We start from the raw sequence: 17,167 nt of genomic DNA on the forward strand, positions 1-17,167 counted from the left end.
AGTACACCAGCAAGATGCGCGGCACGTACCTGCATTTTCACGCTATGTCCAACCGCATAAAGGGCAAGCCCGTACACCGCCGCATCGGCAAAATTATCTAAAGATTCCCCAATCAAACCAGCAGACTGCCAAAGCAGTCCGGCAGTCATTTCCACCAAGAACAGAAGAGTATTGATGGTGAGCAACCAACACAAGGTGCGGGACTCCTGCTTATCCGAACTTGCCGAAAACTCCTCAGCTTTGATTGCCTCGGAGTCCGCAGCAGTGTCTCTTTCAAGCGAGGCACCCAAACCTAGAGTCTCTAATTTAGAAGTAATAAAGGCTGTCTCACCATCATGTAATACCTTCAGCCGACGGTTTGACAAGTCGAAGGATAATGAATGAATTTCCTCAAACCCATTCAGTGCCAAGCGAATCATTCGTTCTTCTGATGGGCAATCCATTTTTGCTACAGAGTAAACGATGAGCCGTTTACCTGACTCTTCGTAGGCATTTTTTGAGTCGCCATTTGTTCGAACCGTATCAAAGGAACTAGCCATCGTATTACTTACCTTAAATATATAGTTTCACAATTAAAAACTATAAAGTTACTATAAGGTCAAGAAATTACTTAACTAGATAGGAAATTTTCTTATGCGTATTGGTCAACTAGCAGACTTATTAGGAATTCAAACCCAGACAATAAGGTTCTATGAAAAAAAGGGTTTGTTACCTTTACCAGCTCGTAGTTATAACGGATATCGAGTATACACTGAAAAACATTACAAAAGACTTAAGTTTGTATGTAGCTGCAGAGCTATAGGCCTTTCATTATCTGAAACCCGCAGATTACAAGATTATCAAGACAATCCACATCAACCTTGCTCAGCCGTTAATACCCTGATTGATGAACACATAATGCACATACGCTCTCAAATTACTTCTTTGCAAGATCTTGAGAAGCAACTCACTTCAATTAGAACAAGTTGTACTGGCCAAAGCAAAGTTATTGCGTGTACAATTCTTAATAAAATTGATGAAATAGAATCTGTTAGTTGTAACCGAGACGTCTAAATTTCCGGAGGTTACACAACGTACTTACACAATTTTTTAAGGTTGTCCAGCGGAGCTTCGTTAGGCTACTGATGGGGAAGCAGAACAGCCACTCCAATTTCGGTAACATAAATATAAAGAGTCTAATGCTTAGTGCCTTGTGCGGACTTTCGCTTTTAGTGATATGCCTGATTTGCGTTTCCCCTTCACTCAAAAGTTGGAATACGCTCACTTGGTTAGTAATTACATTTAGCCAGCTTATAAGGGATCTATTATATTGATATCTACTTTATATTTGGAACATTGAATGCACTATGAATCGCCACTAGTTCACTAGTTGAGAACTATTTTTAATTAATGTACCGTTAAGCTGCTTATTTAGAACTGTAAGATAATGATGCTTAGACTCGGATTTTTAATACTGGTGCTTGTTGCTGTTCTGACTCAAATCAGTCAGGCGGTTGCTGATGTGCATCAATCTCACCAGTCCTCTTCTGAGCAACACCTCAATTTTGAGCATGACGAATCCCACATCGATAAGCGTAATCTCCCTAAAAGTGGAGAAATCAGCTTTGACTGCCATCACTGCTGTCACTGCCATGGCTCATTTCATTTATATGCCATGAAGACTGAAAAAACTCTCGCGTTACCACGAATGGGAACAATGCGCCCTGGGTACACCCAGTTCTACACTAATCCACTGTCATCACCACTGTTCCGGCCTCCCATCTCCTCATAACTGTCTAATAAGCTGCTATAGCAGCGCAAAAAAATCATTATTTTACGCAGTAATATGACTGAGGAGTCTATCTATGGGTCCGTTTTCGACACATAGCAAACGCTTGTTTATTGCCGTAAGTCTGGCAATAAGTTCAAGCTACGCCAATGCACAACAGTTGCCCGAGCAATGGCAACAAACTGTGCAGCAACACCCCAGTGTTGAAGCCGCTCAACAGCAGGCTGAAGCGCTGATCCAACAGGGCAAGCAATTAAATCAGCCTTTGTACAACCCTAGCTTATCGTCACGCTTAGAGCGCGAGGGTGACATCAATAATTACACTGTTGGCCTAAGCCAAACGCTGGACTGGAGCACTCGCAATGAAGCACGAGCCAGTCAGAGTGACGCCATGACGGCTATGGCAGTGAGTATTTATCGCCAGTCGGCGACATCGCATGCTAAAACTCTGTTGAATGCCTATGTGCAATGGCTGGATGCAAAACAGCGTTACGCACTGGCCAAGCAGCAAGAGAAAATCGTTAAACAGGCGATAAGCCTGGTTGCCGAACGACGTAAAGCCGGTGACTTAGGTGCCGTCGACGAACAACTGACGGTACTCGCACTAAGTCGGCAACTGCAACAAACGGCAGCGGCTTATCAACAACTGCAATCCGCTGAAGCAGAGTTAAACGCTCTGCTAACAACGTCTGATGTCGGTCAACTCTCCATTAATGAGGAGCTATTTAACGTTGAACCTGCGTTAACGACTCGTTGGCAACAACATCCAGCGTTAAAAGCCGCTTACCTGCAATGGCAATTAAAGCGCGCCGATGTCGACTGGAAACGCTCGTTAACCACCGCCAACCCAACCATAGGCGTCGAAGCGGGCGAGAGCGATAACGAAACAGTAGTTGGCTTATCATTCAGCATTCCACTACAGATTCGCAATAACTACAGCGATGCGGTACGCGCAGCCAATAGCGAAGCTGTTGCTGAAGAAAAACGTTTGATTGCACTAAGGCAACAATGGCAAGCAGCACTGAAATCATCTCTTAACAATTATCGTTTTGTGAAAAAACAGTGGCAAAGCTGGCAAAAAGACTTTCAATCTCGGCAGGATGAGTCGATGCAGGTGATTGAGCAGTCCTGGCTCGCCGGTGACCTATCCACCACAGACTACCTCACCGCTGTGCAACAGCAGCTCGATAGCCAATTTGCAGGGATAGCGCTGCAAACACAATATCGGTTGGCCGCCATTGAATGGTTGTACCGTTCGGGCGAACTCAGTAAAGCGCTGACGTTATCGCCGTTAAGCCAGCCAACAAACGCAGAGATTGGAGAGTAAACGATGTCAGTAAAACCTTTATACGCAGCAATAGCACTTGCGCTGAGCTTTTCGGTTATGGCGCAGGATGAACACGGACACGACGAAAAAGAAGATACCCACAAGGAAAAAGGCAAACACGAGCAAGGTGAACATAAGGAAAGTGCAGGCGTGGAGCTATCCAGCAAGCAGCTGTCCATGGCGGATATCACCACGCGAACCTTGCAAACTCAAGTTATTGAATACCCGGTTTATGCTCCGGGCGAGGTGGTTGCTAACGACTTTAATAGCTATATCGTGAGTCCGCGCATCGATTCGACCGTTCTCAAACGTTTTGTCAGTATTGGCGACCACGTCGAAAAAGGTGAACCACTAGCCACCCTCTTCAGCGCCACCATGGCGGAGGCGCAAAGTCAGTATTTGGTCACACTTAACGAATGGCAACGCGTGCAGTCACTCGGTGAGTCAACGGTTGGTGAAAAACGCTTTGTTGAAGCGAAAAACGCCTTTACCTCAGCGCAAGCGCAACTCAAAGCATTTGGTATGTCAGCCAGTGATATTAAGCGTTTAAGTAAACCTGACTACCCTATCGGCGAATACCAACTGACCTCAGAAATTGGCGGGATTGTGGTTAGCGATAACTTCAAGCAGGGTCAGCCAGTCAATGCCGGTAACCACTTGGTTGAAGTTCTGCAAGAAGAAACCTTGTGGGTGAATGCTCGGCTACCGGGCTCAGCTGACCTTAATGTGCAGTTTGGTGATCCTGTTACAGTGAGTGTCGACAATCAGCGCTTTGCGGCAAAAGTCATTCAGGAAGGCCACACAATAGACCATAAAACCCGCACCCGAACGGTACGACTTGCGGTAAATAACGAAAAGGACCAATTACACCCTGGTTTATTTGCGGATGTTTATTTCTCAGTCAAGTCGGATGGACCGGTGCTTGCAGTTAAGGACTCAGCCTTAATGCGGGCATCTGATGGTGACTGGCAGATATTCATTGAGCACGAACCCGGAAAGTTTGAACCGAAGAAAGTCGAATTGGTTGATGAAAAAGGTCCGTGGAAAGTCATTCGAGGCGTTAAGGAAGGCACAGAGTACGTCGATAACGGCGCGTTTTTCGTTCGCTCTCAAATCGCTAAAGGCGGTTTTGACCCACATAACCACTAACAGGAGGTTGTATGTTTCAGCGCATTATTCAGTTTGCTGTCGCTAATCGCCTGTTATTGGTATTGGCTTTATTCAGCATCAGCATTGCGTCATTTTTTGTTATTCCCAAACTTAATCTGGATGCCTTCCCCGATGTTACCAACGTTCAGGTAACGGTAAATACGGAGGCCCCCGGGTTAGCAGCGACCGAAGTCGAGCAGCTGATTACCTATCCGATAGAGTCGGTGATGTATGCTCTGCCCGACGTCAAAGAGGTTCGGTCAATCTCAAAAACAGGTTTATCGGGCATTACAGTGGTGTTTGACGAGAGTGTCGATATCTACTTTGCCCGGCAACTGGTGTTTGAACGACTGCAGGCGGCAAAGGAGTTGATACCCGAAGGCGTAGGTACACCCGAAATGGGTCCTAACTCCTCCGGCCTAGGCCAGGTTTATCAGTATCTGCTACTTGCCGAACCGGGCTCCGGTGTCAGCAGTATGGAGTTACGCAGTCTAAACGACTATGTGGTTAAACTGCTACTAATGCCCGTTGAGGGAATTACCGAAGTCTTGTCCTTTGGCGGCGAAGTTAAGCAATATCAGGTTAACCTCAATCCCGCTAAGCTGTTGTCTTACGACCTTACCCAGCAAGACGTAATGGGCGCGGTCAACAAGAATAACGGTAACGTTGGTGGTTGGTATATGCCCCGCGGTCAGGAGCAGTTGGTTATTCGCGGCACCGGTTGGTTGGATAGCGGTAAAAAAGGCCTGCAACAAATACGACAAATACCGCTCAAAACCGTTGACGGCGTTTCCGTAACACTGGGCCAGGTTGCCGACGTCGAAATCGGTAGTGAAATTCGCCAGGGGGCGGTCTCAATGTCGCGTAAAGTCGACGGCGAGGTCAACCAGCTGGGCGAAGTGGTATCGGGTATTGTGCTCAAACGCATGGGCTCGAATACCAAAGCCACTATCGACGGTATTAAAAAGCGCATTCCGCTTATTCAGCAAGCATTACCCGAGGGTGTCACCTTTGAGCCGTATTATGATCAGGCCGATTTAATACAAAAAGCCGTATCTACGGTCGCGTATTCACTGCTCATTGCCTTTGTCTTTATTATCGCAGTATTAGCACTGTTTTTGCTCAACATACGCGCTACTTTTTTAGTGTTACTGTCCATTCCCGTTTCTATCGCCATTGCCCTGATGGTAATGTCCGCGATGGGCATGTCAGCTAACCTGATGTCGCTGGGCGGGATTGCTGTTGCCATTGGTATGCTGGTCGACGGCTCCGTGGTGATGGTTGAAAACATCTTTAAGCACTTAAGTCGTCCGGATAGTGAACACCAAGACGACGCCGAGCAACGCACAGAGCACCGCGACCCAGATCCTCAGGCAGCCAAACTCGATAGCCATGGTATCAAGCTGCGAGTTAAGGAAGCGGCGAACGAAGTGGCACGACCGGTATTCTTTGCCGCCATGATTATCTTGGTGGTCTTTATGCCACTGTTTAGTTTTCAGGGTGTTGAAGCTAAATTATTTGAGCCCATGGCTATCAGTATTATGTTGGCCATTATCTCCGCGGTTTTTGTGGCCATCATGGTTGTACCGGCATTAGCCAGTTACTTTTTCAGTCGGGGTATTAAGCCTCGTGAAAATAAACTGCTTAAACCACTAGATAATGGTTATAAAAGACTATTATCGGTGGCGTTACGCAGTAAAAAGGCTGTTATTACCCTGGCCGGTGTGCTGTTTGTCGGCGCTTTGGTGTTAGTGCCTCGTCTCGGCACAGAATTTGCGCCCGAATTGGAAGAAGGCACGATTAATATTCGCGTGACATTAGCCCCCTCCTCTAACCTTGAAACGGCCTTAGAGGTGGCTCCGAAGCTTGAAAAAATCCTGATGTCGTTCCCGGAAACCACCTACGCACTCAGCCGCATTGGACGAGCTGAAGTGGGCGGTGATCCAGAGCCTATCAGCAACATCGAGATATATGTGGGCCTTAAGCCGCAATCCGAATGGACAACGGCATCCGATCGCTACGCCTTACAAGAAAAAATGGAGGCAAAACTAGATGCTCACCCAGGCTTGTTGTTTAATTTTTCACAACCTATTGCAACACGGGTTGATGAACTGCTCTCAGGTGTAAAATCGCAGCTAGCCATCAAACTATTTGGACCCGAGCTTGACGTGTTGGCCCGTAAAGGCCAGGAAATAGAAGGTGCCGTCAAGCAAGTTGACGGGGCGGTTGCTGTAGCGATGGAGCAAATAAAAGGTGAAGCACAACTCGTGGTTTCGCCGAAACGCCAGCAACTCTCACGCTACGGCTTAAATGTCACCGATGTACTGAGCGTTGTCGACAATGGCTTGGGTGGCGCTTCGGCAGGCCAGATCATTCGCGGTAATGAGCGCTATGATATTTACGTGCGGCTGGCCAAGCAATTCCGCGATACGCCGGAGTCTATTCGTTCGTTACGCCTGTTAACTCCCTCAGGGGCCTGGGTAACCTTAGGCGAAGTCGCCCACGTCGCAATTGAATCAGGACCACCGCAAATCCGTCGTGATGACGTACAGCGTCGCGTTGTGATTCAATCGAACGTTCAGGGTCGTGACATGGGTAGCGTGGTTGCCGATATTAGGAAGGCGATTGACGAGAAGGTGGATTTACCAACCGGTTACTCAGTCGACATTGGTGGCCAGTTCGAAAGTCAACAACGAGCACAGGAGCGCTTGTCCATTGTCGTTCCCATATCGCTGGCACTCATCGCCCTGCTGCTTTATTTTGCTTTCGGCACCATGGGTCAAGCCATGTTGATTTTGGTGAATGTACCATTGGCAGTCATCGGCGGTATTGTGGCACTCTATGTGTCAGGACAGTACTTATCGGTGCCCAGCGCCGTGGGTTTCATCACACTGTTTGGTGTGGCGGTACTAAACGGTGTGGTTCTGGTCGAGAGTATTAACCAGAGAATAACCGATGGGCATGCGGTTAATGATGCCGTGTTTGATGGCGCGTGGTCGCGACTACGCCCGGTATTAATGACAGCAATAACCTCAGCGTTAGGACTCATTCCCATGCTGTTTGCAACCGGTGCAGGGGCTGAAATTCAACGCCCACTGGCTACCGTCATTGTTGGTGGTTTGGTATCAGCTACTCTGCTGACATTGGTTATCTTACCCGTGCTCTATCCTTGGTTTTCGAAACAAAAAATTAAGGATCTGAGCCGTTAGGGTTCAATAGCATTTAAGGGGGCGGTTATTGTCGCCCCCTTTTATTAAAAGAGGAACGTATTATGGGACATCACCATAACCATGATCACTCAAAGGACATGCCGTCCAACCGATTAGGTTGGGCATTCCTGCTTAACTTTGTTTTTACCATTATTGAGTTCATTGGTGGTTTTCTTACCAACAGTACCGCCATTTTAGCTGATGCCGTTCATGATCTTGGCGATAGCCTGTCGTTAGGTCTCGCGTGGATACTAAATAAACTTGGCAAAAAACAGGCTAACCAACACTTTACCTACGGTTATAAAAGACTGAATCTTGCCGGTGCATTTATTAATGCCGTTGTGTTAATCGCAGGCTCTGCCTGGGTACTTGTGGAAGCAATTCCCAGACTCTGGAACCCTCAGATGCCCGTCGCTGATGGCATGATTGCTTTAGCCGTCGTTGGCATTACAGTTAATGGATTTGCTGCTTACAAATTGTCAGAGGGCAAAACGTTAAACGAACGCGTTATTAACTGGCACTTGCTGGAGGATGTTCTCGGCTGGGTCGCTGTACTTATCGTTGGTATTGTTTTGCTGTTTGTGGATTGTCCAATTCTCGATCCGCTACTGTCGATTGGTTTTACTCTATTTATTTTAGTGAATGTGCTGCGCAACCTGTGGGCAACGCTGAAACTCTTCATACAAGCAACTCCGGACAAAGAAACCTACAGACAAGTCGCTGACACTTTGCTGGAGCTACCTCATGTTGCTGACCTACACCATCTGCATTTTTGGTCACTAGATGGCGAGGAGCATGTATTAACCGTTCATTTGGTGTTATCTAAAAACCTTGATATCGAGGCCCGTAGCGATTTAAAACAGCGCATCGATGACGTCCTTGCGCCCTATGCTTTAAGCCATACAACGGTAGAACTAGAAGATCCTGATGAAGCCTGTAGGGACAACTGATAATGAGTGCATTATTTTTAATGAAAACATTGGGCTTATTTATTGCCACCGCAATTGCTGAAATTGTCGGATGCTATTTACCCTACCTATGGCTCAAAGAGGGCCATTCGGTTTGGTTGCTCATTCCGGCGGCAGTGAGCTTAGCCTTATTTGCTTACTTGTTAACACTTCATCCGGCGGAAAGCGGGCGGGTCTACGCAGCTTATGGTGGTATTTACGTGTTAACTGCCATAGTCTGGCTGCGAATTGTCGATAAATCGCCACTATCCAATTTCGACCTGATTGGCACGGCGTTTGTGCTAACCGGTATGGGGATTCTTGTGTATGGCTGGCGTTAGCTATAAAGCAATTCAGTTAAAGAACTCCGCTCAAAAGTTTTACTACACAGACTAACGCACCTTATGTTTGTCCGTGGTAGCGTCCTCAACCCCGTCATTAAGCGAGGCCATCAGTGGACAATAGACATCTCCGTGTCCGGCGCTGCATTTTTGCACCAGCTCATTCAACGCTCGTTCAATTTGCTGTAAGTGCGATATCTTTCGACGAACACTGGTGAGCTTTTGCTCCCCAAGCTCCCGTGCCTCATCGCAATGAGCGCCATCTTGCAGAGTTAATAGCTCACCAATTTCATCCAGACTAAATCCAAGCCATTGAGACGCGCGAATAAAATGAAGCCGAGCAAGCGCTTGTTCGTCGTAATGTCGGATCCCCCCATACGGCTTTTCCGGCTCGCTCATTAGCCCTCGGCGCTGATAATAGCGCACCGTTTCCACGCCCACGCCGGCTGTTTTGGCCAGCGTGCCAATTGTCATTACGTTGCGTTTTTTTAACATAGCTATTGCTTCCGTAGTGAGGTACGGGTTTAAGATTAACACATTAAAGCAAAATGCCCGAAGGAGTTACTCTTATGTCAAATTCAAAATCTGGTCGGGGCTCTCTTCTCGCGGGAGGGATCGCAGCGACTCTGGCATCTGCGTGTTGTCTGGGTCCCCTCATATTACTTGCACTCGGTGTATCCGGGGCCTGGATTGGGAGCCTCACAGCACTTGAGCCTTATCGACCCATTTTTATTACCATTGCATTGATTGCCATATTCTTTGCCTGGCGTCGAATATACCGGCGTGCTGATGACTGCAACCCTGATAACACCTGCGCAACGCCAAATGCTCGTAAGAGCTACAAAGTGATGTTTTGGCTCGTTGCGGTGCTTACTTTAACAGCATTGGCTTACCCCTATGTTGTTCCTTTGTTTTACTAGGAGGCAATACACGATGAAAAAAACAATGATAACAACCATTTTATTTTTACTGTTTAGCATGCCCGCATTGGCGGTTGAGAAAACGGTTACGCTATCAGTACCCGGTATGACATGCGTCACCTGCCCAATTACTGTCAAAGCTGCACTTGGCCAAGTTGCAGGTGTGAGCGCCGTCGATGTCCGTTTTGAAGAGCGGGATGCAACCGTGACATTCGACGACGAAAAAACGTCAGTTAAGCAGCTCACTGAAGCAACGACAAATGCAGGATACCCATCAACACTGAAAGCAACGGCACCAAAAAATCAGTCATGAAACATCACAATGCCTTATAGCTGCTGTAAAACTGAAAGACCAAGGAGTAACCGTTATGAGTAATAACAATTTACACATTGCTGTCATTGGTAGCGGCGGCAGTGCGATGGCTGCGGCACTCAAAGCGACCGAGGGAGGTGCCCGAGTGACGCTCATTGAGAGAGGTACTATTGGCGGAACTTGTGTCAATATTGGCTGTGTCCCGTCTAAAATCATGATCCGAGCGGCTCATATCGCCCAACTGCGGCGAGAAAGCCCTTTTGATAAAGGCTTAAGTACCCATACTCTTAAGGTAAATCGATCAGCTCTCCTCGAGCAACAACAGGCTCGGGTAGAAGAACTCCGTGAATCCAAATACCAGAGTATTCTTAGAGAGAATTCCGCCATTACCGTTATTAACGGCGAAGCCCGCTTTATAAACGATGAAACTCTTTCCGTATCACTTTGCGATGGCGGTGAGCAAACGGTTCACTTTGACCGTGCTTTTATCGGCACCGGGGCCCGACCCGCACAACCACCCATCCCCGGCTTAGCTGAAACCCCTTACCTTACTTCGACAAGCGCATTAGGGCTAAGTAACATTCCTAAGCGCCTCGCTATTATTGGAGCCTCGGTCGTTGCTCTTGAATTAGCACAGGCCTTCGCGCGTCTCGGTAGTGAAGTTACTGTTTTGGCTCGCAGTCGGGTGTTATCCCAAGACGAGCCTGCCATTGGTGAGGCAATAGCCACTGTTTTTTATCACGAAGGCATCAATGTGCTTGAGCATACAGAAGCCAGCGAAGTGCGTTACGACGGACAACACTTCATTCTCAAAACCAATGCCGGAACATTAAAAGCAGAACAACTGCTCGTGGCCACAGGCCGCACGCCCAATACGGAAAACCTCGATTTAGAAACCATCGCCGTACAAACCGAGCGCGGTGCCATAACGATTAACGATCGCATGCAAACCTCTAACTCAAGAGTATATGCGGCAGGCGACTGTACGAATCAGCCGAAGTTTGTCTATGTCGCCGCCGCAGGCGGCAGCCGAGCCGCTATTAACATGACGGGCGGTGATGCGCATCTTGATCTCAGTGCCATGCCCGAGGTTATCTTTACTGATCCACAAGTCGCCACGGTGGGTTTATCAGAAGCTGATGCTAAAACTGGTGGTTACGTCACCGAAAGCCGCACGTTGGGCCTTGAAAATGTCCCACGGGCATTGGTTAACTTCGATACCCAAGGGTTTATAAAAATTGTCGCAGAAAGTGGCAGCGGCCGGCTGCTCGGTGTTCAAGTCGTCGCAGGAGAAGCTGGTGAGTTGATTCAAGCTGCTGTAATGGCGATAAGAGCAGGAATGACAGTCAATGAGTTGGCTGATGAGCTCTTCCCATACCTTACGATGGTAGAAGGCTTAAAATTATGCGCTCAAACGTTTACTAAAGATGTTAGCCAATTATCTTGCTGCGCTGGGTGAGATAACCTAGCTTAACTTCACTGGACAGTTACCAATATTTCGGGTTTAGCTGCTGGTTGGTGATAGGTTAAGCTAGTTCAGGAGTGATAATAGTTGTTATAAGCACTTTTTTTTCATTCATATTAGCTCTTATTTGTCTCACTTATTTGACAATAAGTTTTCCTAGATACCTTTGCATCTGACAATGAAAATCGTATTCTCCGGTCTTTAATACTGGCAATTCGATCAACTTTAACTTATTGGTCGGTAAAGTATCGCTGATCCCCAGATCAGGAATAAGCAAAGTTTCAGAGCAACAGATTTAAAGGCTTCCAGTTTGACAACAATCTCATTTAGCCGTTTTCATTTGTTTATTATATAACGTTACAATTAGCCAGCCAGTAATCATAGCTCCCAAGGACCACCCGAATAATCCCGTAACAAATCCACTAAAACTCAAATGCCACTCGAAACCAGAGAGTTTTCCGTGAACCATGCCTTCTGTTAAAGCCATCATGCTAGAGGGCATAATAAGCACTAGCAAGCTACAAACTCCCCATAAAACTGCGAAAGTACCGCTACTTGCACACTGCAAGTAGCGGCATTTCCAACGGAGAGCTTAATCTCTACTACATTTCCTTTTTTTCTTCACTCTGATGTTCCATCATCTGCTCCATCATCATTTGCATCATATCCATTCTATGCTCCATCATTTTCATTTTATTCATCATATTCTCTTTGCCCATTTGCTCTGCTTTGTCTCCCTTTTTATGTTCTCCTTTGTTCATGCCTTTATCCATCCCATGGTTCATCATTTGCATTCCCTTCTGCATTGACTTCATGTGTTCTTCCATTAGTTTTTTACGTTTCTTGGGATCGGATTCGCTTTTTATTTTTTCCATAGCTTCGCGCATTTCTTGCATGTGCTCATTCATTGATGTCATTTTTTCATGATGCATCATTCCACTCATTGAACCTGTTTTATCATCACCATGTTTATGCTGTGCATCAGCAAAGACAGGAGAGGCCATTAAAGCTGTGATAGTTAAAGCTGAAAGTACTTTTTTCATTTTATTACCCTCTTGACTATGACCAAATTGTATTGGTCTCATTAATTTTACTTTGTTTCACTATCGTTAAATCTTGGAGCCCACGCTGACGTAGACCTCATATAACGGCGATATTTATTGCCGAATCCTTCAATGCCTTCGATGAAATTGAATTTCATCGAATCTAACGGGAAACTTTTAAAGCTCATATTGTGACCTGGACGTTTTAAGCCATTTAACCGACAACTAGCTTTCCCCGATACATTTGCATCTGGCAATGAAAGTCATACTCTCCGGGTTCCAGTGCTGGTATTTGAATTGGCTTTAATTTGTTAAAAGGCAACGTTTCACTGATTTCCAGGTCAGGGATAAGCAGAGTTTCAGAGCAAGGCGATTGATCCTTCCGCAGAAACCTGAGTTCAACCGGCTTACCTTCAGGTACGTTTATTCTCGAAGGCGAGTAGGTGCCGTTTTCGACGGCAATCACCCAATCACCTTCTCCCAGCTTCATCTGCTTGGGCGTGTAAAGCCAAAACCACCAGACGATCAGTGCGATCAGAGCGATACCAGCAATATTAATAAATAACATATTTATTCTCCTGAATGCGCCAATGTTAAAAGGTGCATTAATGTTTCTTGGCTTTGAAAAAGCGTAACCGGTTAGCGTTGCTCACTACCGTAAGCGAAGAAAAAGCCATTGCTGCACCTGCAATAACCGGACTCAACAGCATTCCAAAAAATGGATACAGAACGCCTGCGGCAAAAGGAATACCTGCTACGTTGTAAATAAAAGCACCAAATAAGTTTTGTTTAATGTTGCTCAGTGTGGCCTTGCTCACCGCGACCGCATCGGCAAGCCCGTGCAACGACCCGCGCATCAATGTAATATCAGCACTTTCAATAGCGACGTCCGTTCCCGTGCCAATCGCGAAGCCTACATTGGCAATAGCTAGTGCTGGCGCATCATTAATACCATCTCCCGTCATGCCAACGATTTCGCCTTCCATCTGCAGCTCCTGAACCTTTTTTGATTTTTCTTCCGGCAGAACTTCAGCGAAAAATTCTTTAATTCCTACTTTTTCAGCAACTGCTTCTGCTGTCGCGCGATTATCACCAGTAAGCATCACTACTCGCACACCGTTATCTTGCAAACGTTTAATGGCGGCTACGGAGTCGTCTTTTATCGGGTCGGCAACTGCAATAATTGCAGCTAACTCATTATCAACGGCAAAGTACATAGGCGTCTTAGCTTCAGCAGCTAAGCCTTGGGCCTTTTCAACAAAGTTACCGAGCTCAACTTGACGTTCACGCAACAGCTTTTCATTACCGAAAAGGAGGGACTTCCCGTCAACTTCTGCCTCCACGCCATGACCAGCGATGGCGTTGAAGTTCGAGACCTTACTTGTCTTAATCCCTCTTTCCCTGGCTGACTCAACTATCGCCTGTGCTAGCGGATGTTCAGAGCCAGACTCAAGTGTCGCTGCAAGTTGCAGTACGGTTTGCTCATCGTACTCACTCGCTACTAATACGTCGGTGACTTTAGGAGAACCAAGTGTAATGGTGCCCGTTTTATCCAGGATCATAGCCGATACTTTCGACGCTGTTTGCAATGCTTCGCCATTGCGAATCAGCACACCTGCCTCTGCGGCTTTTCCTACACCCACCATTACCGACATAGGCGTCGCCAGGCCTAATGCGCAAGGGCAAGCAATAATCAAGACAGTGGTCGCTGATACCACAGCAAAGGCCAGTGCCGGCTCAGGCCCAAAGTTAAGCCAAGCTAGAGCACTGATAACAGCGATAATCATAACGACTGGCACAAAGTAAGCTGAAATAATATCGGCAAGACGACCGATTGGGGGCTTAGAGTTTTGCGCCCGTTTCACCATGTTAATAATTTGAGCAAGTGCTGTATCTTTTCCGACTCTTGTCGCTTGAAACAAAAAGGAACCACTTTTATTTATCGTGCCCGCCACAACGTCATCACCAACTGATTTTTCCACGGGCATGGGTTCACCCGTTAGCATAGATTCATCAACGGTGGTACTTCCCTCTATAACTTTTCCATCAACAGGGATTTTTTCTCCGGGACGAACACGTACTACGTCCTCCTCGAGTAAGTCTTCGATAGCGATATCCAATTGTTTATCGTCACGAATCACCCTTGCGGTTTTCGCCTGCAAACCAATGAGACGTTTTATGGCTTCGGACGTGCGCCCACGAGCTTTCAGTTCAAGTGCCAGCCCCAAATTGATCAAACCGATAATCATTGCGGTCGCTTCAAAGTATACGTGACGCGCCATTTCCGGAACCAGGTGCGGAACCAATACAACCACCATGGAATACAACCAGGCGGTACCAGTACCAAGTGCGATCAGCGTATCCATATTAGCGGAATGATTTTTCAAAGATTGCCAGGCACCGACGAAGAAGTGTTTGCCCGAAAAGTAAAGTACACCTAACGTTAGAATACCTACGACTAACCATGTCACACGCTCTGTGGCAGTGGTCACCGTCATTTCACCAACAAAAAGGCTATAAATCATGAGAGGTACACCTAACGACAGCGCAACGGTCATCTCCCGCATCAGCCGCTTGTAATAAGCCCAGTCGGCTTGCTCTTTTTCTGCCAACGCATCACCGTCACTTTCGGACGTGGCTACTTTAGCGCTATACCCCGCCCTCTCTACTGCTTTCACTAAAGCGCTCGGATTTGCTGTTCCAGTCACACTGACCGTTCGCTGGGCAAAGTTCATCTCAGCATTTTCCACGCCGGATACAGACTTTAATGCATTTTCGATTTTGCCAACACAACTCGCGCAACCGGCTCCCTCGATAATGAGTTCCTCAATGGAACGACTACGAACATCCTCAGTTTTTACACCCATACCAGTGCTCCTTATTGACGGGAAACGAGCCAAGCAACAGCTATTTCCCGCAAAGTACCAACGATAAAACCGTCACTCACTACATATCCGAAAATCGATTCGCAGTTTGCACCATTCGTTTAATTTCATTTTCTTCAACGTTCTTTACCGTTTCTAGCAGCTCTTTTGCGCTATCTATATCAACACGGGAATATAGGTGTTCATACAGTTCTATGACTTGCTCATGATGGTTTACAACCTTCTCCATAATGTGATCGGTATCTAACTCTTTAAAAGGCGAATCGCAGTGCCCATGCTCAACGATGGGATGTTTCCCAATATAGTCATAACACCAAGTGTCTAATGCATTTAGGTTGGCTGTATTCAAAAAACCTTCAACCATTCGCTCTAAGCTAGCTTCATGACCCGACACGTAGCTTAGAATCATCCGAGCTCGTTCATCTTGGTTTTGTTTAGAGCAGTGAGTCACACACTCCTTCAGGTTTTTGTGGAAATCAACGGTCCAACTCAGTACATCTTTGATTGTTTCTATTTGCATTTTTTACTCCTTACCTATAATTAATTGTTACTTTCGTTTGCTTTTGCTACGTGGCGGGCTTCTGTGGCAACTCCACGGTGTATGCTCTGCATTATCTTTAATATTTTGATCAATAAATTTGTAGTATTCCTCTTTCAAGTGAGTCCACCAGCCACTATTTATTTCAACACCAAATATTCCGAGCTTTTCCTCTATCATAGTCAGATCGACTTTAGAGGCATCATAAGCGACCGATAACAAGTTCTGGTCAGAGTCGTAGGCAACGCTATCAAGACCAACCAAGCGATCGATTTCGTTAATCGCTTCGCGAACTTTTTTCACACTCTCAGTGTTTAGCTTTAACGTGCGATTGACTAAGTTAATTTCCCGCACTCCGGCTCTATGATCGTTAGTTGACATCAGTACTGTCCTATTTATTAAAACTACCAATATGCTTCAGTCGACGTTGCCGCGATATTAACGTTGTAACGAGAGTTCTTTATCAGTCGCTGCTCGTTTGTCGTGAACCCAAAGCAATTCATCTATTGGCGAGATACAGACTAAGCCCTCGTTAGATACCCCGGTATGGGCCGCTTCAACTACCAAAAACGCAACGTCACGCGCGTCATCACTGTTCACATAAACTTCGAGCTGTACGTGCTCAACTAAGTGATCATCGTTATAACTATCGAAGTAATAGCCTCGACCTCGAACAGGAAACAATGTAAAGCCGCTAACGCCACACCCAACCAGAGTCTCCTCCACTGCGTCTTGCCGAAGTTGATCAAAAATAGCGGTGATTTTAGATAGGTTCATATATTCTCCTACAAGCCTTAAGTCACTTAACTTAAGAGCTCTATCTAGCATGATTAAATTTCGAAAAAAGTTTTAATTGAAATTCAGCAGGAGCTATTTCGGAGGATAAAAAATATCAAAAGACATTTGCTTAACATTCCCTTCATATGAAAGAGGATGCTGCAAGTAACCAATTGACTTTATTGGCAAATTGAACGGAATTAATACTAAAGGTGAGCTTGCAGAGTTGCACCCCGCATCCATTAAACATGTATCAGCAGAGTCAGTTAAACAATAACAGCACGTTTTACTGGCAGGTTGTTCGTCGTCATCACAATGAATGTTGCTTTTTCTCTCGTTTGCAACATCTGCCTGATTAACGTTGATTACGTGCTCTGCGCTGGAGGCAGTATTATGGACAGGAGCAGCTGGGAAGGATAGTTGAATTACTATTCCTAGCATAAGCACAACTAAAAATTTTGTTTGAGCCATATGTGTGTCCCCAA

Annotated in this window: 20 protein-coding genes and 1 pseudogene; 9 read left to right on the forward strand and 12 right to left on the reverse strand. The window is 46.3% G+C overall.

All coding sequences use genetic code 11. The annotated features are described in order from the left end of the window. A pseudogene (locus DEU29_RS12775) lies at positions 1–539 on the reverse strand (cation transporter); the annotation flags it as partial. A 94-nt stretch (positions 540–633) separates the two neighbouring features. Between DEU29_RS12775 and cadR the strand changes: the two are divergent. Further along, positions 634–1,053 (forward strand): Cd(II)/Pb(II)-responsive transcriptional regulator, encoded by a 420-nt coding sequence (cadR, locus tag DEU29_RS12780; protein WP_074668950.1) that lies wholly within the window; start codon positions 634–636, stop codon positions 1,051–1,053. 394 nt (positions 1,054–1,447) lie between these two features. On the opposite strand, the gene DEU29_RS12785 is transcribed toward cadR, so the two are convergent. Then, on the reverse strand, positions 1,448–1,633 hold the full coding sequence (locus DEU29_RS12785; RefSeq protein WP_133540730.1) for a hypothetical protein: 186 nt from the start codon (positions 1,631–1,633) through the stop codon (positions 1,448–1,450). A 211-nt stretch (positions 1,634–1,844) separates the two neighbouring features. On the opposite strand from DEU29_RS12785, the gene DEU29_RS12790 reads away from it, so the two are divergent. The 5 genes from DEU29_RS12790 (at position 1,845) to DEU29_RS12810 (ending at position 8,741) form a co-directional block, all read left to right on the forward strand. Continuing rightward, positions 1,845–3,095, forward strand: a complete 1,251-nt coding sequence (locus DEU29_RS12790; protein ID WP_133540731.1) for a TolC family protein — start codon at positions 1,845–1,847, stop codon at positions 3,093–3,095. Positions 3,096–3,098: 3 nt separating this feature from the next. Further along, complete coding sequence (locus DEU29_RS12795; RefSeq protein WP_011234876.1) at positions 3,099–4,244, forward strand: efflux RND transporter periplasmic adaptor subunit; 1,146 nt, start codon at positions 3,099–3,101, stop codon at positions 4,242–4,244. A gap of 11 nt (positions 4,245–4,255) precedes the next feature. After that, positions 4,256–7,453, forward strand: coding sequence for an efflux RND transporter permease subunit (locus tag DEU29_RS12800; RefSeq protein ID WP_011234877.1), 3,198 nt, complete (start codon positions 4,256–4,258; stop codon positions 7,451–7,453). A 62-nt stretch (positions 7,454–7,515) separates the two neighbouring features. After that, positions 7,516–8,403, forward strand: coding sequence for a cation diffusion facilitator family transporter (locus DEU29_RS12805; protein ID WP_133540732.1), 888 nt, complete (start codon positions 7,516–7,518; stop codon positions 8,401–8,403). Between the two features lie 2 nt (positions 8,404–8,405). Further along, on the forward strand, positions 8,406–8,741 hold the full coding sequence (locus DEU29_RS12810) for a YnfA family protein (protein WP_011234879.1): 336 nt from the start codon (positions 8,406–8,408) through the stop codon (positions 8,739–8,741). A gap of 51 nt (positions 8,742–8,792) precedes the next feature. Here DEU29_RS12810 and merR read toward each other — a convergent pair whose 3' ends face one another. Then, complete coding sequence (gene merR, locus DEU29_RS12815; protein ID WP_011234880.1) at positions 8,793–9,236, reverse strand: Hg(II)-responsive transcriptional regulator; 444 nt, start codon at positions 9,234–9,236, stop codon at positions 8,793–8,795. A gap of 74 nt (positions 9,237–9,310) precedes the next feature. On the opposite strand from merR, the gene merT reads away from it, so the two are divergent. From merT to merA, 3 genes are read left to right on the forward strand one after another with little or no spacing between them, the layout of a single operon-like run. After that, positions 9,311–9,661, forward strand: a complete 351-nt coding sequence (gene merT / locus DEU29_RS12820; RefSeq protein ID WP_011234881.1) for a mercuric ion transporter MerT — start codon at positions 9,311–9,313, stop codon at positions 9,659–9,661. Positions 9,662–9,674: 13 nt separating this feature from the next. Next, positions 9,675–9,974 (forward strand): mercury resistance system periplasmic binding protein MerP, encoded by a 300-nt coding sequence (merP, locus tag DEU29_RS12825; RefSeq protein ID WP_034818174.1) that lies wholly within the window; start codon positions 9,675–9,677, stop codon positions 9,972–9,974. A gap of 55 nt (positions 9,975–10,029) precedes the next feature. Further along, complete coding sequence (gene merA, locus DEU29_RS12830) at positions 10,030–11,433, forward strand: mercury(II) reductase (protein ID WP_034818177.1); 1,404 nt, start codon at positions 10,030–10,032, stop codon at positions 11,431–11,433. Between the two features lie 142 nt (positions 11,434–11,575). On the opposite strand, the gene DEU29_RS14210 is transcribed toward merA, so the two are convergent. The 9 genes from DEU29_RS14210 to DEU29_RS12875 all read right to left on the reverse strand — a co-directional run bounded on the left by DEU29_RS14210 (position 11,576) and on the right by DEU29_RS12875 (position 17,153). Further along, the gene (locus tag DEU29_RS14210) at positions 11,576–11,716 is read right to left on the reverse strand and encodes a cupredoxin domain-containing protein (RefSeq protein ID WP_153849795.1); all 141 of its coding nucleotides are present in this window, start codon (positions 11,714–11,716) and stop codon (positions 11,576–11,578) included. A gap of 45 nt (positions 11,717–11,761) precedes the next feature. Next, complete coding sequence (locus tag DEU29_RS14170; protein ID WP_050750003.1) at positions 11,762–12,007, reverse strand: DUF5676 family membrane protein; 246 nt, start codon at positions 12,005–12,007, stop codon at positions 11,762–11,764. A 34-nt stretch (positions 12,008–12,041) separates the two neighbouring features. Next, a complete protein-coding gene (locus DEU29_RS12845) occupies positions 12,042–12,482 on the reverse strand; it encodes a hypothetical protein (protein WP_034818226.1) in 441 nt (146 codons plus the stop codon). A gap of 214 nt (positions 12,483–12,696) precedes the next feature. Continuing rightward, entirely contained in the window at positions 12,697–13,050 is a 354-nt protein-coding gene (locus DEU29_RS12850) for a cupredoxin domain-containing protein (RefSeq protein ID WP_034818182.1), read from the reverse strand. 37 nt (positions 13,051–13,087) lie between these two features. Then, on the reverse strand, positions 13,088–15,349 hold the full coding sequence (locus DEU29_RS12855; protein WP_133540733.1) for a heavy metal translocating P-type ATPase: 2,262 nt from the start codon (positions 15,347–15,349) through the stop codon (positions 13,088–13,090). A gap of 79 nt (positions 15,350–15,428) precedes the next feature. Next, complete coding sequence (locus DEU29_RS12860) at positions 15,429–15,887, reverse strand: hypothetical protein (protein WP_006956218.1); 459 nt, start codon at positions 15,885–15,887, stop codon at positions 15,429–15,431. Positions 15,888–15,914: 27 nt separating this feature from the next. Further along, a complete protein-coding gene (locus DEU29_RS12865; RefSeq protein WP_133540734.1) occupies positions 15,915–16,286 on the reverse strand; it encodes a cation transporter in 372 nt (123 codons plus the stop codon). A 57-nt stretch (positions 16,287–16,343) separates the two neighbouring features. Beyond that, positions 16,344–16,682 carry a P-II family nitrogen regulator gene (locus DEU29_RS12870; RefSeq protein WP_034818190.1) on the reverse strand — a complete coding sequence of 113 codons (339 nt, stop codon included), beginning with the start codon at positions 16,680–16,682 and terminating at the stop codon, positions 16,344–16,346. Positions 16,683–16,775: 93 nt separating this feature from the next. Further along, on the reverse strand, positions 16,776–17,153 hold the full coding sequence (locus DEU29_RS12875; RefSeq protein WP_133540735.1) for a hypothetical protein: 378 nt from the start codon (positions 17,151–17,153) through the stop codon (positions 16,776–16,778). Positions 17,154–17,167 lie beyond the last annotated feature (14 nt).

It is taken from the genome of Idiomarina aquatica, from assembly GCF_004362895.1.
Lineage (GTDB): Bacteria > Pseudomonadota > Gammaproteobacteria > Enterobacterales > Alteromonadaceae > Idiomarina.

Excerpts from the sequence above, each read along its gene's own strand:
- merA (WP_034818177.1), top strand. The coding sequence starts at position 10,030 with ATGAGTAATAACAATTTACACATTGCTGTCATTGGTAGCGGCGGCAGT.
- DEU29_RS12860 (WP_006956218.1), bottom strand. The coding sequence starts at position 15,887 with ATGCAAATAGAAACAATCAAAGATGTACTGAGTTGGACCGTTGATTTC.
- merT (WP_011234881.1), top strand. The coding sequence starts at position 9,311 with ATGTCAAATTCAAAATCTGGTCGGGGCTCTCTTCTCGCGGGAGGGATC.
- DEU29_RS12800 (WP_011234877.1), top strand. The coding sequence starts at position 4,256 with ATGTTTCAGCGCATTATTCAGTTTGCTGTCGCTAATCGCCTGTTATTG.
- DEU29_RS12850 (WP_034818182.1), bottom strand. The coding sequence starts at position 13,050 with ATGTTATTTATTAATATTGCTGGTATCGCTCTGATCGCACTGATCGTC.
- DEU29_RS12865 (WP_133540734.1), bottom strand. The coding sequence starts at position 16,286 with ATGTCAACTAACGATCATAGAGCCGGAGTGCGGGAAATTAACTTAGTC.
- merP (WP_034818174.1), top strand. The coding sequence starts at position 9,675 with ATGAAAAAAACAATGATAACAACCATTTTATTTTTACTGTTTAGCATG.
- DEU29_RS12870 (WP_034818190.1), bottom strand. The coding sequence starts at position 16,682 with ATGAACCTATCTAAAATCACCGCTATTTTTGATCAACTTCGGCAAGAC.
- DEU29_RS12795 (WP_011234876.1), top strand. The coding sequence starts at position 3,099 with ATGTCAGTAAAACCTTTATACGCAGCAATAGCACTTGCGCTGAGCTTT.
- DEU29_RS12790 (WP_133540731.1), top strand. The coding sequence starts at position 1,845 with ATGGGTCCGTTTTCGACACATAGCAAACGCTTGTTTATTGCCGTAAGT.
- DEU29_RS12810 (WP_011234879.1), top strand. The coding sequence starts at position 8,406 with ATGAGTGCATTATTTTTAATGAAAACATTGGGCTTATTTATTGCCACC.
- DEU29_RS12845 (WP_034818226.1), bottom strand. The coding sequence starts at position 12,482 with ATGAAAAAAGTACTTTCAGCTTTAACTATCACAGCTTTAATGGCCTCT.
- DEU29_RS12785 (WP_133540730.1), bottom strand. The coding sequence starts at position 1,633 with ATGGCAGTGACAGCAGTGATGGCAGTCAAAGCTGATTTCTCCACTTTT.
- DEU29_RS12855 (WP_133540733.1), bottom strand. The coding sequence starts at position 15,349 with ATGGGTGTAAAAACTGAGGATGTTCGTAGTCGTTCCATTGAGGAACTC.
- merR (WP_011234880.1), bottom strand. The coding sequence starts at position 9,236 with ATGTTAAAAAAACGCAACGTAATGACAATTGGCACGCTGGCCAAAACA.
- cadR (WP_074668950.1), top strand. The coding sequence starts at position 634 with ATGCGTATTGGTCAACTAGCAGACTTATTAGGAATTCAAACCCAGACA.
- DEU29_RS12805 (WP_133540732.1), top strand. The coding sequence starts at position 7,516 with ATGGGACATCACCATAACCATGATCACTCAAAGGACATGCCGTCCAAC.
- DEU29_RS12875 (WP_133540735.1), bottom strand. The coding sequence starts at position 17,153 with ATGGCTCAAACAAAATTTTTAGTTGTGCTTATGCTAGGAATAGTAATT.